Origin of the sequence: Roseovarius sp. B08 (genome assembly GCF_051417955.1) — a bacterium.
Lineage (GTDB): Bacteria > Pseudomonadota > Alphaproteobacteria > Rhodobacterales > Rhodobacteraceae > Roseovarius.
Map to the genome: position 1 here is coordinate 3,412,466 of NZ_JBPRLW010000001.1, position 16,583 is coordinate 3,429,048.

Sequence of the window (16,583 nt, forward strand, 5' to 3'; positions counted from 1 at the left end):
CGGTTAACCACTCTCGGTACAATTAGGGGATGAATGAGGTAACATTGCGACGGCCCGGGGTTAATTTCGTGATGCGGAAAATCAGCGATTATCCGCTCGAATGCGCGGAAACGCGCCGAAGCGAACCGGAATTTTCCAATACGTAAAAGGAGGTTGGCAGGGGCAGCAGGGCTCGAACCCGCGACCTACGGTTTTGGAGACCGTCGCTCTACCAGCTGAGCTATACCCCTAAGGCCGACGCCTCAGGTACGGCACCTGCACGGCGGAATCAAGTCCCCTTCCTGACGCGCACGCGGATTTTTCGACTTTATTTCTTTGATCAGGCTGCCGATTTCTTGCCATATTCCGGGCTCGCCACGATCCCGTCGTCGAACAACTTCGAAATTTCCGTATCGCTCAGCCGCGCAACATCGCCCAAAACCTCCTCGGTATGCGCCCCCAACGCCGGCGCGGGCACAGGCCGTACGCGGCCATGGCTGCCGAACGCCGCCGGGTGCCCCGGCACCGGGAATCGGCCCATGCCGGGCTGCTCGGTCATCGAGAACATCGGGTTCGCCTCGCCGAAATCCGGGTCCGCGCGCACCGCCTCGCGCGTGCCCCGGAACACCGACCAAGTCAGACCCATGGCGTTGAAGTCGCCCGCAAAGTCCTCGATCCGACGCTCGGCGAACCACGGCGCCAGGATGGCGGTAATCTCGTGCCGCAGGCGCCAGCGAACGCCCTCGTCGCTCATATCCACCCCGTGCCGCCGCGACAGCAGTTTCATCTGATCCTCGGTGGCCGTGGCCTTGATAAGCCCTTCCCACTGCCGCTGGGTCAGCCCGATCACCATCACACGCCCGCCGCAGGCACAGGCAAAGTCCTGCCCGTAGGCGCCATAGAGTGCGTTGCCCGACTTGCCCCGATCGTGGTCGTTCAGGTGCACGTCGCCCACGATCCCCAGATGCGCCATCGTCGCCGCCGCCACGTCCTTCAGCGTCAGGACAACCTCCTGCCCTTCGCCATGGCGCAGCCTGTGCCGCTCGGCAGCCAGCAGGCTGGACACGGCAAGGTTCCCGGCAATCAGGTCCCAGGCCGGCAACGCGCTCGCCACAGGGTCCGGATGCCCCTCCGGCCCGGTCATGTGCGGTACGCCGATGGCCGGGTTCACCGTGTAATCCACCTGCGGCCGCCCCTCGCGATCTCCCAGCAGGCTGACCATCACAAGGTCCCGCCGCCGCTTGCTGAGTGTCGCGTAATCCATCCAGCCACGCACCCGCAGATTGGTCAAAAACAGCCCCGCATCGCGCCCTGGCGCAGTGATGATACGGCTGATCAGCTCGCGGCCCTCGCGCGACCGCATGTTCACCGCGACCGATTTCTTTCCCTTGTTCAGCCCTGCCCAGAACAGGCTCTGCCCATCGGGCGCCAGCGGCCAACGCCCGTAATCCAGGCCCCCTTCCAGCCGGTCGAACCGGATCACCTCGGCGCCCATCTGCGCCAGCGTCATGCCTGCCAGCGGCACCGCGACAAAGGCGGACCCCTCGACGACGCGCATGCCTTTCAGGATCTTGTTCATGTGGTTTCCTCCCATGTGGCGGTGGCCTGCATGCACTGATGCCCGGCCTGTCCGGTGTATAACGTCAGCCCGCGCGCCTCCTCCTGCGCGCAGGCGGCAATGGTCATTTCGTTGGTGGCCCCGGGCACCAACAGCATCGGATGCACGCCCCGAAAGGCAAAACTTTCAGGGGTCCGCCCCTTCACGTCCGTCGCCGCCTGAATCAGCCACGCGGCCTGCATCGGCCCATGAACGACAAGGCCCGGATAATGCTCGACCTCTTGCGCGTAGGGCAGGTCGTAATGAATGCGATGCGCGTTGAAGGTGATGGCCGAGAAACGGAACAGAAGCGCCTCGTTGACGGGCTGGCTCCAGCGCCCGACCGTCTCCTCCGGCATCGGCTGCTTCGCCGGCGGTCGAAACTCGGTCGTCAGGTCCAGGTAGACGATGTCCTGCCGCTCCTCGATCACCACCGCACCCTCGGCGCTCAGTTCATGATCGACGGACACGAAAACCATGCGCCCGGTCTTGCCCGCTTTCTCGGTCACGCCCGCGATGGTCGATCGGCTGTCGAACGGCACCCCCACGCGCAGCGGCGAGCCGAAGCGCAGCTTGCCCCCGGCCCACATCCGCCGCCCCAGCGGGACAGGCGGCAGGAAGCCTCCCAGCTTCGGATGTCCGTCCGTCGCAAGCTCCTCCAGCGGGCAAACGGGCGGAAAGGCGCACCAGTGCCACAGCGGCGGCATCGCCGCGCCCGCCTCCGGCGCGTCCTTGGCCGGGTCGCCGATGGTCGCATGGATCTGCGCCGCCTGCGCCGGAGAGATCACACCCTCCCGCCGTTCGGTCCGGCCTTCCCATGCTGACAGGTTCACTTGATCCAAGCCGTGCTCCTCCTCGTGCGAGAGCTTGGCTTGCGCAGAAAAAATGTCAATATTTCAGTATGTTAAATGAATACTACGGTATGCCGCGCCTTTGCTGCAGATGCACACCTAAGGCTGAGCGTTGATTTCACGGCGCTTTCAGCCCGCGTCGGCGCTCATGCGCGACAGCAAGATCGCTGAAAGCAATCCTGTCGGAACCTGTTTCGCTTTGCGGCAGATTGCCTCAGTCGGCCCTAAGGTGCCGCCCTTTCAAGCGCATCCATGTCCGCGCCGCAGATCGCCGCCTCGTGCTTCAGGATGCGTTCGATGGGCCAATCCCACCACGCAATCTCGTTCAGCCGCGCGATGGTGTCTGCGGCGAACCGCAACTTCACCACCCGCGCCGGGTTGCCGGCCACCACCGCGTAATCCGGGATCTCACCTCGCACCACCGCCCCCGCGCTGACGATCACGCCATTGCCCAGCCGCGCCCCCGGCAGTACGCGCGCATCCTTGCCCAGCCAGACGTCATGCCCCAGCACCGTGTCCGGCCCGGACCACTCCGGCAGGCTTGGCCGGTTCGCGGCCGTGGCGTGGTCGAACACGGCAAAGGGAAAGGTCGAGAACCCGTCGCGCCGGTGATTGGCCGAGGCGGTGATGAACACCACCCCGTCGGCGATCTGACAAAACTTGCCGATCACCAGCTTCTCGTCCGAAAAGGGAAACAGGTACGGCGCCAGGTGCGCGGCCCAGTCCTCGGGCGGACGGGTCGCACTGGCATAGCTGTAATCGCCGACGATGAACCGGGAATGGTCGATCACGGCCTTCAGAAAAACGGTCCCCGCATGAGCGCTGCCATCGGGCAGGATCACCGGGTTGCGCGTGTCGGGGGCGGGAAACGGGTGTGTCATGTGCCTTGATCTCACTCCAACCCCGAAAAGGAAAGGGCGCCCGTTCTGGACGCCCTTTCAAATGTCTCAAAGAGTTCCCGGATCACATCCGGGACAACGCCGTGCCTCGGATCACTCGAGGATCTTCGACACCACGCCGGCGCCGACGGTGCGGCCGCCTTCGCGGATGGCGAAGCGCAGGCCGTCTTCCATCGCGATCGGTGCGATCAGCTCGACCTCGAACTTCAGGTTGTCGCCCGGCATCACCATTTCGGTGCCGCTGGGAAGCGTCACCGTGCCCGTCACGTCCGTCGTGCGGAAATAGAACTGCGGACGGTAGTTGGCGAAGAACGGCGTGTGACGGCCACCCTCTTCCTTGGTCAGGATATACGCCTCGGCCTCGAACTTGGTGTGCGGGTTCACCGAGCCGGGCTTGCACAGCACCTGGCCGCGCTCCACGCCGTCACGCTCGATACCGCGCAGCAGCAGACCGACGTTGTCGCCGGCCTCGCCCTGGTCCAGAAGCTTGCGGAACATCTCGACGCCCGTGCAGGTCGTCTTCTTGTTCTTGTTCAGGCCCACGATCTCCATCTCTTCGCCGACCTTGATCAGGCCACGCTCGATCCGGCCGGTGGCAACCGTGCCGCGGCCAGAGATCGAGAACACGTCCTCGACCGGCATCAGGAACGGCTGGTCCACGGCGCGCTCGGGCGTCGGGATGTACTCGTCCACGGCCGCCATCAGCTCGCGGATCTTCTCTTCGCCGATTTCCGGGTTGTTGCCTTCCATCGCCGCCAGCGCCGAGCCCGCGATGATCGGAATGTCGTCGCCGGGGAAGTCGTACGAGCTCAGCAGCTCGCGGATCTCCATTTCCACCAGCTCCAGCAGTTCCTCGTCATCGACCTGGTCGACCTTGTTCATGAACACCACCAGCGCGGGCACGCCCACCTGGCGCGCCAGCAGGATGTGCTCGCGGGTCTGCGGCATCGGGCCGTCGGCGGCGTTCACCACCAGGATCGCGCCATCCATCTGCGCCGCACCGGTGATCATGTTCTTGACGTAGTCGGCGTGGCCGGGGCAGTCGACGTGGGCGTAGTGCCGCGCGTCGGTCTCGTATTCCACGTGCGCGGTCGAGATCGTGATCCCGCGCGCTTTCTCTTCCGGCGCACCGTCGATCTGGTCATACGCGCGGAAATCGCCGAAATACTTCGTGATCGCCGCCGTCAGCGTCGTCTTGCCGTGGTCAACGTGACCAACGGTCCCGATGTTCACGTGCGGTTTCGAACGGTCAAACTTTTCCTTTGCCATCTCGTTGGGCGCCTTATCCTATTGGGGGCCTCTTGCGGCCCGAATTGCTACTGGCCGGGCATTTATTGGGTTCAACCGGGAAAATCAAGCGCTTCATGCCCGCACGCCTGCCCGGTGCGGCACACCACGCCGCCAACCCGCCGCGGGTATTGCACATGTGCTACTCTGCCGCCTGTGCCTGCGCTTTTTCCAGCGCCGCCCTGGCCTTCGCCTGCATCCTCTCCTCGTCCGAAGCCGCCGCCCGGGCCTCCGCCTCGCGCGCCCTGGCCTTGTAGCGGGCGGGCCGGCCGTCATCCTCGAACCAGCCCTCTGCATTGTTCTGCCGCACCAGCCAGTTCTCGATCAGCTTGGCCGCCTTGCCGGACAGCGCCTGCATCTGCTCCTCGGCCGTCCGGGTCAGGCCCGATCCCACGACCGTATCCCCCGACAGGCTTTCGATCACGGTAATCAGTTCCGGCGTCTCGTTCAGCCGCGCCTGTCTGGCGTCATCCCAGGCCGTGACCTTCAGCACAAGCACCGACTTTGGCGCCGCCACAACCGGGATGCCCGCGCGCGCCAGAACATAGGCCTCCAGCGTGATCCCCAGATGATAGAGCCGCGTACCCTCCTGCCGCGAGAACCGCGCGTCAACTGCCTGTTTCATCGCCGCGATCCACGCCGCCTTGCTGGCCTCGCGCGACAACGGCCCCTTTTGCAGGTTGGGCGCCGCCACCACGTTATGGCCGAGGTGGAAGTTCCCCAGATAGACCGGCGCCTCGTCAAGGTCGTCCACCTGCGTGCAGGCCGCCACCCCGGCTATCATCAGCCCCAAAGCCAGTATTCGCAGCATCCCCGTTCCCCCCGGATCCGTCCCCTTTCAGCGATAGCAAGGCCGCCCCGCGCTGGCAATTCCCGCCCTGCCCCATATCGCCCGCGGAGTTCCGCCGCAGGTTTGCCGCCGGACCGCCGCGCCCCTATGTATTGAATACCCAGCACCGGAGGCCCCATGTCCCAAGCCGACACTCCCGTCAAAGTCCGCCTCGTCACCGAGCCGATGGGCATATTCGGCAGCCTCGGCGCCGCCCGGCGCAACGTGCTCAGTATCATCCCCGAGCTTGCCACGCGCCAGCCCATGGTTTCGGGCCGCACCGGCAAGCGCTGGCACATGGTAATGGACCCCGGCACGATCCGCGAAATGCTGCTCGAGCGGGTCGATACCTACCCCAAGTCGCTGGTCACCAAGAACCTTCTGAAACCGGCCATCGGCGAGTCCCTGTTCATCGCCGAAGGCGCCCACTGGCGCTGGCAGCGGCGCACCGCGGCGCCGGTGTTCTCGCATCGCAACGTGATGAACCTCGCCCCGATCATGACCGCCGCCGCCCAGCGCAGCGCCGACCGCGTGGCCCAGGCCGGCCCCCGCGCCATCGACATGGCCGCCGACATGGTGCGCACCACCTTCGACGTCATCGCCGACGTCACCTTTTCCGGCGACGGCATGTTCGACGCCGACGCGGTGCATCGCGGCATCGACGCCTATATCTCCGAGGCCGGCAAGATCTCTCTGCTCGACGTGCTGGGCGCGCCCGACTGGGTGCCGCGCCCCGGCCGCCTGATCTTTTCGCGCAACGCGGTGGGCGACATGCGCCGCATCGCCGACGAGGCGATCGAGGCCCGCCGCCAGCGCGGCCCCGACGGCGTGCCCGACCTGCTCGACCTGCTGATGGAAGGCGAGGATCCCAAGACCAAGCGCCAGATGAACACCGCCGAGCTGCGCGACAACCTTTTGACGTTCATCGTCGCCGGCCATGAGACCACGGCGCTCACCTTGGGCTGGTCGCTTTACCTCTGCGCTTTCGACCAGGACGTGCAGGACCGCGCCCGCGCCGAGCTGCGCGCGGTCTGCGGCGACGGGCCGGTGACGGGCGAGCACGTGGAAAACCTCCCCTTCATGCGCCAGATCATCGACGAGGCGCTGCGTCTTTACCCGCCCGCCGGGATGGTTTCCCGCACGGCGATGGCAAATGACACGCTCTGCGGCCGCGAGATCCGCAAGGGCGACACGGTGATCCTGCCGATCTACGCCCTGCACCGCCATCACATGCTCTGGGACGATCCCGACGCCTTCCGCCCCGACCGCTTTGCCGACCGCAAATCGGTGGAACGCTACGCCTACCTGCCCTTCGGCGACGGCCCCCGGATCTGCATCGGTGCCAGCTTCGCCTTGCAAGAGGCCGTGATCATCCTCGGCACGCTGCTGAACCGGTTCCGCTTTACCCCGGTCGCGGGCCGCAACCCCGACCCGGTGATGATCCTCACCCTGCGTCCCGAAGGCGGCGTCTGGCTCGAGGCCGAGCCGGTCTCAGCACCACAACCGGCCTCCGTCGCCTGACGCGTCCGCTGGCCCGTACCTCACCCCGTCCCGGGCTTGACCCGGGACCTCCTGCCTTCGACAAAACTCAACCCGTAGGGTGGGTGAAAACCCACCTTTGGTGGGTGAAAACCCACCTCTCTGGTGCGTGAAACCCCACGCGCCGCCACGCTAACCACCCAAGACCTTCGGCCAATTCGCCTCGCCCTTCGACACGTTGCCCGGGATATCCCCCGACCATTTGCGTCGTATGGACTTGCTGTAATTGAGGTAAAGCTTGCCGTCATGCATCGTCCATGCGTCCTTGTCCCCATGTGCGGTATAGCCCTGCGACACCGCCCACGAACAATAGCCGCCGAAGGCCGGCGCATATTTCTGCGGGTTCGCCTCGAAGGTCGCCTGGTTCTCGGCCGTGGAGAACCGCCACTTCGCCCCATTCCACTCGGTCACGAACGCGTCCGACCCGGCCACACCGTTCGCGCCCGGCTCCAGCCCGAAATAGGCCACCACGTCCGCGCCGTCCGCGGCATAGGCCCGGTTCTGGTACCAGCGCGGCTCGTCGGCCATCACCGGCCGCGCCAGCAGAGCCGCCGCGCCGCTTGCGATCATTCCCCGTCGTGTCAAAAGCATATCCATCCTCCTCGCATGCATCTGCAAGCAAGCTAAGCGCGCTGCCCTGCACACGACAAGTCAATCTCAGGTGAAACGGTTGTTACGCGGAAAGCCCCTCGGCGCCATGCGCCCCGCGCCAGCACGGCGCGCGGTCCATTCCTCCAGTGCCGTCTCGGTGCGCGTCCGCCCCGCAGGATCGAGCCAGCTCAACCCATCGGCCAAGGTGAAGGTCGTCGCATCCGACAACCCGCCATCCTTGTATTTCTGCAACCGCACCCCCTTGCCGCGACCCATCTCTGGCAGCTCGTCCAGCGGGAAGATCAGCACCTTGCGGTTCTCGCCCACGCAGGCCACGTGATCGCCCGTGACCGCCCGGCACACCTGTGCCCGCACGCCGGCGCGCACGTTCAGCACCTGCTTGCCCGAGCGTGTCTGCGCCACGACCTCGTCCTCGGGCACGACAAACCCGTCGCCCGCCGAGGACGCCACCAGCAATTTCCGCCCCGGCTTGTGGATGAAAATCGCCACGATGTCGGACTCGTTCGGCAGGTCCACCATCAGGCGCAAGGGCTCGCCCATCCCCCGCCCGCCGGGCAGGTTGGCGGCACGCAGAGTGTAGAACCGCCCGTTCGTGCCGAACACCAGCAACCGGTCGGTCGTCTCGGCATGGAAGATGAACCGCCCCGCATCGCCATCCTTGAACTTGAGCTCGCGGTCCAGATCGATATGCCCCGACATGGCCCGGATCCAGCCCATCTTGGAGCAGACCACGGTAATCGGCTCGCGGTCGATCATCGCCTCCAGCGGCACTTCCTCGACCTCGCCCGCCTCGGCGAACGTGGTCCGGCGCGCGCCGCCTTCATAGTCCTTGCCGAACTTTTTCTTCACCTCTTTCAACTGATCCGCGATCGCGTCCCACTGAAGCCCCTCGCTTTCCAGCAGGTCCTCCAGCCCCGCGCGCTCTTCCATCAGCGCGTCGCGCTCCTTGACCAGTTCGATCTCTTCCAGACGGCGCAAGCTTCGCAGCCGCATGTTCAGGATCGCCTCGGCCTGCACCTCGGTCAGCCCGTCCTCGCCCCCTGCGGCGGGGGGGACGTAATCGGACTCATCCTTCGCGCGAACGAACTCCCGCCCCCAATCCTCGCGCATCAGCGCCGCCTTGGGGTCGTCGTCATAGCGAATGATGTCGATCACCCGGTCGAGGTTCAGGAAGGCCACGATCAGCCCTTCCAGCACCTCCAGCCGGTGGTCGATCTTCTCCATCCGGTGCTGGCTGCGCCGGATCAGCACCTCGCGCCGGAAATCGAGGAAAGCGCGCAGCACTTCCTTCATGCTGCAGACCTTGGGCGTCACCCCGTCGATAAGCACGTTCATGTTCAACGAAAACCGCACTTCGAGGTCCGAATTGCGATAGAGCGACTGCATCAGCACCTCGGGATCCACGTTCTTGGACCGTGGCTCCAGGATCACGCGGATGTCGTCCGCGCTCTCGTCCCGCACATCGGCCAGGATCGGCACCTTCTTGGTCTGGATGACCTCCGCCAGCTTTTCGATCAGCTTGGATTTCTGCACCTGGTAGGGGATCTCGGTGACCACGATCTGCCACTGCCCGCGTCCCAGGTCCTCCACCTCGTACCGGCAACGCAGACGGAACCCGCCCTTGCCCGTGCGGTAGGCCTGCGCGATGGCCTCGGGCGGCTCCACGATGATGCCCCCCGTGGGGAAATCCGGCCCCGGCACATAGTTCAGCAGCGTGTCGTCCCGCGCATCGGGTGTCTTGATCAAATGCAGGCAGGCATCCACCAGTTCCGCGATGTTGTGCGGAGGGATGTTCGTCGCCATCCCCACCGCGATCCCGCTCGCACCGTTGGCCAGCAGGTTCGGAAACTGCGCCGGCAGCACGACAGGCTCGGTCAGCGTGCCGTCGTAGTTGTCCCGAAAATCGACCGCGTTCTCGTTCAGCCCCTCCAGCAGGGCCTCGGCTACGATGGTCAGCCGCGCCTCGGTATAACGGCTGGCCGCGGGGTTGTCGCCGTCGATATTGCCGAAATTCCCCTGCCCGTCGACCAGCGGGTAGCGGACGTTGAAATCCTGCGCCAGACGCGCCATCGCGTCATAGATCGCGGCATCGCCATGCGGGTGGTAGTTGCCCATCACGTCACCGCTGATCTTCGCCGACTTGCGAAAGCCCCCGCTGGCGCTCAGGCGCAATTCGCGCATGGCGAACAGGATCCGCCGGTGCACCGGCTTCAGCCCGTCGCGCGCATCCGGCAGCGCCCGGTGCATGATGGTCGAAAGCGCATAGGTCAGGTAGCGCTCGCCGATCGCCCGGCGCAGCGGTTCCGCCACCGATTTGCCCCCATCATCGGGGCCTATATTGGGGTCATCGACCAAATCACTCATAGATGCTGTGATAGCTTCCACCCATGCGCAGGTAAAGCACAGGATGGCAGGATTGTTGCCTTTTCCCATGCCGCAGGGAACCGAATCGTGTAAGTTAGGTTATCCAATTAGTGCAAATGATTGTGTTTTGGGGGACGTAGCCCGATGTGGCGCTTTATTTTAGTGACTTTCGCCTTCCTCGGATTCGCCTTCTGGGAGATGAGCGGCGGCGCGGATTATGCGCCTCGCGACAACTCGATTCAGGCACTGGCGAACCGGCCCGTCCCCGCCACGAATGAGGACGACACCCGCACCGCATCCGCCAAGCCGGCCCCCCGCACTGAACCCGAACAGATCGAGATCCCCGCTCAGAAAAAGCCCGAGCGCTTCCAGATCACGCTGGCCTCCATCGGCGAGATGGCCGAGGCCGGCACCGCACAGGAGACCGCCCGAACCGAGCGCGTCGAGGACAAGGCCCGCTTTCTCACCCAGACCGACTCCAGCGAGGACAACGCCGTCCTCGCCGCACTTCAGGAAGGCGGAGAAGCGGCCGAAGACGTACGGCGCGACTGGCCCGGCGCGATAGAGCTTTTCGAACAGCAGGCCTCGCAGGCCAAGCTGCGCCGCCAGGCAGAAGCGGCGGCCCGCTCGGCCCGCGGCGGCAGTTCCGACATGGACCTGCGCTTCGTCACCGCCACATCCGCCAACATGCGCGGCGGCCCCGGCACGGATTACGCCCGCCTCGGCTCGCTCGAAGAAGGCGCCGAAGTGGCCGTGCTCAGCGCGCCCGGCAACGGTTGGCTGGAGCTTGAGGTGATCGATACCGGAGAAACCGGCTGGATGGCCGACTGGCTCGTCAGCGAACCGGCCCGGTAAGCGGGACCACCCCCGACAGGACGATTGCATATCGCCCCGGACCGCGCCAATGTCCGGCCATGACGACCCGCACCCTTCTCATCACAGGCGCTTCTTCCGGCATCGGCTACGAGGCCGCCCACCACATGCGCGCCCGCGGCTGGCGCGTCTTCGCCTCCTGCCGCCAGCGCGCCGATTGCGACCGGTTGCGCGCCGAGGGGTTCGACAGCCCGCTGATCGACTATCAGGATCCGGCCACCATCGCCTCCGGCCTCGCCGAAGTGCTCGAGGCCACGGGCGGCACGCTCGACGCGCTTTTCAACAACGGCGCCTTCGGCTGCCCCGGTATGGTCGAGGATCTGCCCACCGACGCCCTGCGCGCCATCTTCGAAGCCAACTTCTTCGGCTGGCACGACCTCACCCGCCAGGTCATTCCGCTGATGCGCGCCCAGGGCCACGGGCGCATCGTGCAAAACTCGTCGGTGCTCGGCTTCGCCACACTGCGGATGCGCGGCGCCTACAACGCCACCAAGCACGCGCTCGAGGGGCTTACCAGCACCATGCGCATCGAGATGCGCGACACGCCCCTGCACATCATCCTGATCGAACCCGGGCCGGTGACGTCGAAGATCAGGCAAAACTCCATCCCCCATTTCGAACGCTGGATCGACTGGGAAAACGCGCCCGCCCGCTCGCTCTATGAAAAGCGCCTGCTGCCCCGGCTCTACAATGCCGGCGGCCCCGACACGTTCGAGCTGCCCGCAACCGCCGTCGCCCGGAAACTGACCCATGCCCTGGAATCGCCACGCCCCCGTCCGCGCTATTACGTGACCACGCCCACCTATCTTCTCGACGCGCTGAGGCGCATCCTGCCCACCCGCGCCCTCGACTGGATCCAGGCCAGGCTTTAGCGCGACAGCCCAAGCGGGCGGCCAAGACGCCCGCGTCACCATGGCCCATTCGCCTTTCGGCTCATGCGGGCTACGTCGCCGTGGACCGGACCAACCAAGGGACTGACATGCTCAACGACCCCCTCTTCATCCTCGTTGCCCTCGCCTGCGGCGTCGTCGGCGTCATTCTCATCCTGGGCATCTCGAACTTCGGCAAGGAAGGCATCGACAATGCCAGGCGCTCGAACAAGTACATGCGCTGGCGCATCATCGCCCAATTCGTCGCGGTGGTCCTGATCCTGGTTTTCGTCTATATCCGCCGTCAAATGGGAGGTGAATGAACATGGTCGTTCTCAACAAGATCTACACCAAGACCGGCGATCACGGCGAAACCGCCCTGGGCAACGGCGCGCGCGTGGCCAAGCATTCCATGCGCGTCACCGCCTACGGCACCGTGGACGAGGTGAACGCCACCGTCGGCCTTGCCCGCCTGCATGCCGACGGCGAAACCGACGCCGCCCTGTCGCGCATCCAGAACGACCTTTTCGACCTCGGCGCCGATCTCTGCCGCCCCGACATGGAAAACGACGACAAGGCCGAGTACGAGCCGCTCCGCATGGTTGACAGCCAGGTCACCCGCCTTGAGACCGAGATCGACACCATGAACAAGGTGCTAGAACCTCTGCGCAGCTTCATCCTGCCCGGTGGCTCGGCGCTTTCGGCCCATCTGCATCTCTGCCGTACCGTCTCGCGCCGCGCGGAACGGCTGTCGGTGGAACTGGCCACGACGGAACACGTGAACCCCGCGGCGGTGAAATATCTCAACCGCCTCAGCGACTGGTTCTTCGTCGCCGCCCGCATGGCCAACGACTCGGGCCGCGACGACGTGCTCTGGACGCCGGGCGCCAACCGCTGATCCGGGAAACACGCCCGCCAAGCCGCACAAGAATCCCCGCAACGTACCGGAAACGCGACGTCGCAAGTCGGAAACGTGACGATTTTACCCTGTTTGTCCGGCTAACAGTTCTGTATCTAACGCCCCAGAGCAAGGGGCGGAGTCGTGTCACAGCGGCTCTGCGCAATATTTTAGGGAGACCATGCCGATGAAGGTGCTTGTGCCTGTCAAACGCGTGATCGACTACAACGTGAAGGTCCGCGTCAAGGCGGACGGATCGGGCGTCGATCTTGCCAATGTCAAAATGTCGATGAACCCGTTCGACGAGATCGCCGTCGAAGAAGCCATCCGCCTGAAAGAGGCCGGCAAGGCCGACGAGGTCGTCGCCGTGTCCATCGGCGTCAAGCAGGCGCAGGAAACGCTGCGCACGGCGCTGGCCATGGGCGCCGACCGCGCCATCCTGGTCGAGGCCGCCGACGACGTGCACACCGACATCGAGCCGCTGGCCGTCGCCAAGATCCTCGCAAAGGTCGTCGAGGAAGAACAGCCCGGCCTCGTCATCGCCGGCAAGCAGGCGATCGACAACGACATGAACGCCACCGGCCAGATGCTTTCCGCCCTGCTGGGCTGGTCCCAGGGCACCTTCGCCTCCAAGCTGGACATTGACGGCGACAATGCCGTAATCACCCGCGAGGTCGATGGCGGTCTGCAGACGATCAAGGTCAAGATGCCCACGATCGTCACCGTCGATCTGCGCCTGAACGAGCCGCGCTATGCCTCGCTGCCCAACATCATGAAGGCCAAGAAAAAGCCGCTCGACGAGAAAACCGCCGCCGACTACGGCGTCGACGTCGCGCCGCGCCTCGAAATCGTCAAGACCGAAGAGCCCGAGGCCCGCAAGGCCGGCGAAATGGTCGGATCGGTCGATGAACTTGTCGCCAAACTCAAAGAAGCGGGGGCCGTTTAAATGTCTGTACTTCTTCTAGCCGAAGTGAACGACGGCGAACTGGCGCTCGACGCCACCGCCAAGGCCGTCACCGCCGCCAAACAGCTGGGCGACGTGACCGTGCTCTGCGCCGGGGGCTCCGCCGCCGCCGCGGGCGACGCCGCCGCCAAGATCGACGGCGTGTCCAAGGTCCTCGTGGCCGAGGATCCCTCGCTGGGCCACCGCCTGGCGGAATCCACCGCCGCGCTGATCGTGTCGCTCGCGGATGACTACGAGCACATCGTGGCCCCGGCCACGACCGACGCCAAGAACGTGATGCCCCGCGTGGCCGCGCTTCTTGACGTCATGGTGATCTCCGATGCCTCGGGCGTGGTCGACGCCAACACGTTCGAGCGTCCGATCTACGCGGGCAACGCCATCCAGACGGTGAAAACCTCGGACGCCAAGAAGGTCGTCACCTTCCGCACGTCGACCTTCGACGCCGCAGGCGACGGCGGCTCGGCCTCGGTCGAGACGGTGTCCGCCGCCGACAATCCCGGCCTCAGCGAATGGGTCGAGGACAAGGTCGCTGAATCCGACCGCCCCGAGCTCACCTCGGCCGGCATCGTCGTCTCCGGCGGTCGTGGCATCGGCTCGGAAGAGAACTTCGCCCTGATCGAGAACCTCGCCGACAAGCTGGGCGCCGCCGTCGGCGCGTCCCGTGCGGCCGTCGACTCCGGCTACGCCCCCAACGACTGGCAGGTCGGCCAGACCGGCAAGGTCGTGGCGCCGGACCTCTACATCGCCGTGGGCATCTCGGGCGCGATCCAGCACCTTGCGGGCATGAAGGACTCAAAGGTCATCGTCGCCATCAACAAGGACGAAGAGGCCCCGATCTTCCAGGTCGCTGACTATGGCCTCGTGGCCGACCTCTTCACCGCCGTGCCGGAACTGACCGAGAAACTCGGCTGAACCGTTCCGCAGCTGGCACCGAACTGACCCGCCCCCGTGGCGGGTCTTTTCGTTTCGGCGCACCGTAGGGTGGGCGAAAACCCACCGCCCCCGCAAAATTTTGATCCCTATGGCAACACCGGCATGAGAACCTGCCATTCCGCCAAAGGCACGATTACACCTGAATTTCAACCACCGCTTTCCCTTGCAGGTGCCGCGGCACGGGGCATATGGTGTCGCAAAAGCGAAAGGGACCTGCATGGACATCCGCAAGGTGGGCGTCGTCGGCGCCGGACAGATGGGCAACGGAATCGCGCATGTGATGGCCGTCGCGGGCTATGACGTCCTGCTCAACGACATCAACCAGGAGGCCCTGGACAAGGGCGTCGGGGTGATCAGGTCGAACATGGACCGCATGGTCAGCCGCGACAAGATGACGGCCGAGGACCGCGACGCGGCGCTCAAGCGCATCACCACCACGCTGCACCTGCCCGAATTGGGCGGTACCGACCTCGTCGTCGAATCCGCCACCGAACGCGAGACCGTCAAGCAGGCCATTTTCGAAGACCTCGTGCCGCATCTCGGCCCCGACACGATTCTCACGTCCAATACCTCGTCGATCTCGATCACCCGGCTGGCCAGCCGCACCGACCGTCCCGAGAAATTCATGGGCTTCCACTTCATGAACCCCGTGCCGATCATGCAACTGGTCGAGTTGATCCGAGGCATCGCCACCGACAAGCCGACTTACGACGCCTGCCTCGCCGTGGTCGAAAGGCTCGGCAAGACCGCCGCCAGTTCCGAGGATTTCCCCGCTTTCATCGTCAACCGCATCCTGATGCCCATGATCAACGAGGCGGTCTATACCCTCTACGAGGGCGTGGGCTCCGTCACCTCCATCGACACCTCGATGAAGCTCGGCACCAACCATCCGATGGGCCCGCTGGAACTGGCCGATTTCATCGGACTCGACACCTGCCTTGCCATCATGAACGTCCTTCATGACGGTCTGGCGGACACGAAATACCGCCCCTGCCCCTTGCTGACGAAATATGTCGAGGCCGGCTGGCTGGGCCGCAAGACCGGCCGCGGCTTCTACGACTACCGCGGCGAGGAACCGGTCCCGACCCGCTGACGCAAGACGGGCAAGACCCCGCGCACGTCGCGTCCGTAGGGTGGAAGCGCGGCACCTTGCGTAGGGTGGGTGAAAACCCACCGCCGCCCTCACGTATCGCCCAGGCTCAACGTATGCTCGCGCAACCACGCCATGAACCCGCGCGGGTCCTTGTCCAGCAATTCCATCTGCTCCGGCGTGAGCGGCGGACCCACCACCGGCTTTTGCGGTTGATTGCAGCCCCGTACCACCTCGTGCAGCAAAAGGCTCTGCCGCAACGTCGGAGAGATGCAGTTGGCCATCTGGTAGGCGCGCGAATTGGCGCCCGGGAAAAAGACCGGCACCACCATCGCCCCCGACCTCCGGATCATCTGCGCGGTAAAGACGTTCCATTCCCGTTCCTTCACCGGTCCGAACAGACTGTCCGATGACGCCACCACGCCCGACGGGAACACGCTGATCGCGCCGCCTTCCTTCAGGTGCGCCATCGCCTTGGCGCGCATCTCCACCGATTTGCGTTGCGCGTCCGGCTCGTGCGGAAACGGCACCGAGATCATGTAGGAGGCCGCCACCTCGTCGATCCCCGTCAACAGCGCGCGCGTCAGGATCTTGTAATCGGTGCGCCGCCGCCCGATCAGGTCGGCCAGGATCATCCCGTCCACCAGCCCGTGGGGGTGGTTCGCCACGATCACCACCGGCCCGGTTTCGGGGATATGGTCGATCTGCTCCTGCGGCGTCAGCAGCGGGATGCCCATCGTATCCAGCGCCGCCCGCCAGAACGGCTGCCCCGTGGGCGCGCCGCGCTTCTCGAAGGCCCTGATCATCTTGATGATCGTCAGCTTGCCGGTGACCCACTCGATCGCCCGGATCGTGAAGGCCGTGGCCGGGCTGTCGAACGAATTGGCATAGGTCAGGCTGCGCCGGTCATACTTCGTAAAATTGACCGTTCCGGGCTGCGCCTCGCCGCTCTGATCCTGCGCCTTTTCCGCCACGTGGTCTGTTCCCGTCCCGCCGCGC

The 16,583-nt window shown here is 65.2% G+C and carries 16 protein-coding genes and 1 tRNA gene; 8 read left to right on the plus strand and 9 right to left on the minus strand.

Going from position 1 to position 16,583, the window contains the following annotated elements; genetic code table 11:
• Positions 1 to 154: 154 nt before the first annotated feature.
• The 6 genes from ACSQ76_RS17340 to ACSQ76_RS17365 all read right to left on the minus strand — a co-directional run bounded on the left by ACSQ76_RS17340 (position 155) and on the right by ACSQ76_RS17365 (position 5,424).
• Positions 155 to 230, minus strand: a tRNA-Trp gene (locus ACSQ76_RS17340).
• 89 nt (positions 231 to 319) lie between these two features.
• Positions 320 to 1,558, minus strand: coding sequence for a CoA transferase (locus ACSQ76_RS17345; RefSeq protein WP_437157542.1), 1,239 nt, complete (start codon positions 1,556 to 1,558; stop codon positions 320 to 322).
• On the minus strand, positions 1,555 to 2,409 hold the full coding sequence (locus tag ACSQ76_RS17350; RefSeq protein ID WP_437158226.1) for an FAS1-like dehydratase domain-containing protein: 855 nt from the start codon (positions 2,407 to 2,409) through the stop codon (positions 1,555 to 1,557). Before ACSQ76_RS17350 ends, ACSQ76_RS17345 begins: the two co-directional genes overlap by 4 nt.
• A 242-nt stretch (positions 2,410 to 2,651) precedes the next feature.
• Entirely contained in the window at positions 2,652 to 3,308 is a 657-nt protein-coding gene (locus ACSQ76_RS17355; protein WP_437157543.1) for a CatB-related O-acetyltransferase, read from the minus strand.
• Between the two features lie 111 nt (positions 3,309 to 3,419).
• Entirely contained in the window at positions 3,420 to 4,595 is a 1,176-nt protein-coding gene (tuf, locus tag ACSQ76_RS17360) for an elongation factor Tu (RefSeq protein ID WP_437157519.1), read from the minus strand.
• Between the two features lie 160 nt (positions 4,596 to 4,755).
• Positions 4,756 to 5,424, minus strand: coding sequence for a hypothetical protein (locus tag ACSQ76_RS17365; RefSeq protein ID WP_437157544.1), 669 nt, complete (start codon positions 5,422 to 5,424; stop codon positions 4,756 to 4,758).
• A 156-nt stretch (positions 5,425 to 5,580) separates the two neighbouring features.
• Between ACSQ76_RS17365 and ACSQ76_RS17370 the strand changes: the two genes are divergently transcribed.
• Positions 5,581 to 6,963, plus strand: a complete 1,383-nt coding sequence (locus tag ACSQ76_RS17370) for a cytochrome P450 (RefSeq protein WP_437157545.1) — start codon at positions 5,581 to 5,583, stop codon at positions 6,961 to 6,963.
• Positions 6,964 to 7,113: 150 nt separating this feature from the next.
• On the opposite strand, the gene ACSQ76_RS17375 is transcribed toward ACSQ76_RS17370, so the two are convergent.
• Together ACSQ76_RS17375 and parC are read right to left on the minus strand one after the other, a co-directional pair.
• Positions 7,114 to 7,572 (minus strand): YHS domain-containing (seleno)protein, encoded by a 459-nt coding sequence (locus tag ACSQ76_RS17375; RefSeq protein WP_437157546.1) that lies wholly within the window; start codon positions 7,570 to 7,572, stop codon positions 7,114 to 7,116.
• A 66-nt stretch (positions 7,573 to 7,638) separates the two neighbouring features.
• Positions 7,639 to 9,957, minus strand: a complete 2,319-nt coding sequence (gene parC, locus ACSQ76_RS17380) for a DNA topoisomerase IV subunit A (RefSeq protein WP_437157547.1) — start codon at positions 9,955 to 9,957, stop codon at positions 7,639 to 7,641.
• A 144-nt stretch (positions 9,958 to 10,101) separates the two neighbouring features.
• Between parC and ACSQ76_RS17385 the strand changes: the two genes are divergently transcribed.
• The 7 genes from ACSQ76_RS17385 (at position 10,102) to ACSQ76_RS17415 (ending at position 15,587) form a co-directional block, all read left to right on the plus strand.
• Positions 10,102 to 10,812 (plus strand): SH3 domain-containing protein, encoded by a 711-nt coding sequence (locus ACSQ76_RS17385; protein ID WP_437157548.1) that lies wholly within the window; start codon positions 10,102 to 10,104, stop codon positions 10,810 to 10,812.
• A 59-nt stretch (positions 10,813 to 10,871) separates the two neighbouring features.
• Entirely contained in the window at positions 10,872 to 11,702 is an 831-nt protein-coding gene (locus ACSQ76_RS17390; RefSeq protein WP_306130959.1) for an SDR family NAD(P)-dependent oxidoreductase, read from the plus strand.
• Positions 11,703 to 11,809: 107 nt separating this feature from the next.
• The gene (locus ACSQ76_RS17395) at positions 11,810 to 12,022 is read left to right on the plus strand and encodes a twin transmembrane helix small protein (RefSeq protein ID WP_437157549.1); all 213 of its coding nucleotides are present in this window, start codon (positions 11,810 to 11,812) and stop codon (positions 12,020 to 12,022) included.
• A gap of 2 nt (positions 12,023 to 12,024) precedes the next feature.
• The gene (locus ACSQ76_RS17400; protein ID WP_437158227.1) at positions 12,025 to 12,597 is read left to right on the plus strand and encodes a cob(I)yrinic acid a,c-diamide adenosyltransferase; all 573 of its coding nucleotides are present in this window, start codon (positions 12,025 to 12,027) and stop codon (positions 12,595 to 12,597) included.
• Between the two features lie 187 nt (positions 12,598 to 12,784).
• Positions 12,785 to 13,543, plus strand: coding sequence for an electron transfer flavoprotein subunit beta/FixA family protein (locus ACSQ76_RS17405; RefSeq protein ID WP_306130957.1), 759 nt, complete (start codon positions 12,785 to 12,787; stop codon positions 13,541 to 13,543).
• Positions 13,544 to 14,473 (plus strand): electron transfer flavoprotein subunit alpha/FixB family protein, encoded by a 930-nt coding sequence (locus tag ACSQ76_RS17410; RefSeq protein ID WP_437157550.1) that lies wholly within the window; start codon positions 13,544 to 13,546, stop codon positions 14,471 to 14,473.
• A gap of 238 nt (positions 14,474 to 14,711) precedes the next feature.
• Entirely contained in the window at positions 14,712 to 15,587 is an 876-nt protein-coding gene (locus ACSQ76_RS17415) for a 3-hydroxybutyryl-CoA dehydrogenase (protein ID WP_437157551.1), read from the plus strand.
• An 89-nt stretch (positions 15,588 to 15,676) separates the two neighbouring features.
• Here ACSQ76_RS17415 and ACSQ76_RS17420 read toward each other — a convergent pair whose 3' ends face one another.
• Positions 15,677 to 16,558, minus strand: coding sequence for a lysophospholipid acyltransferase family protein (locus ACSQ76_RS17420; RefSeq protein WP_437157552.1), 882 nt, complete (start codon positions 16,556 to 16,558; stop codon positions 15,677 to 15,679).
• Positions 16,559 to 16,583: the final 25 nt, after the last annotated feature.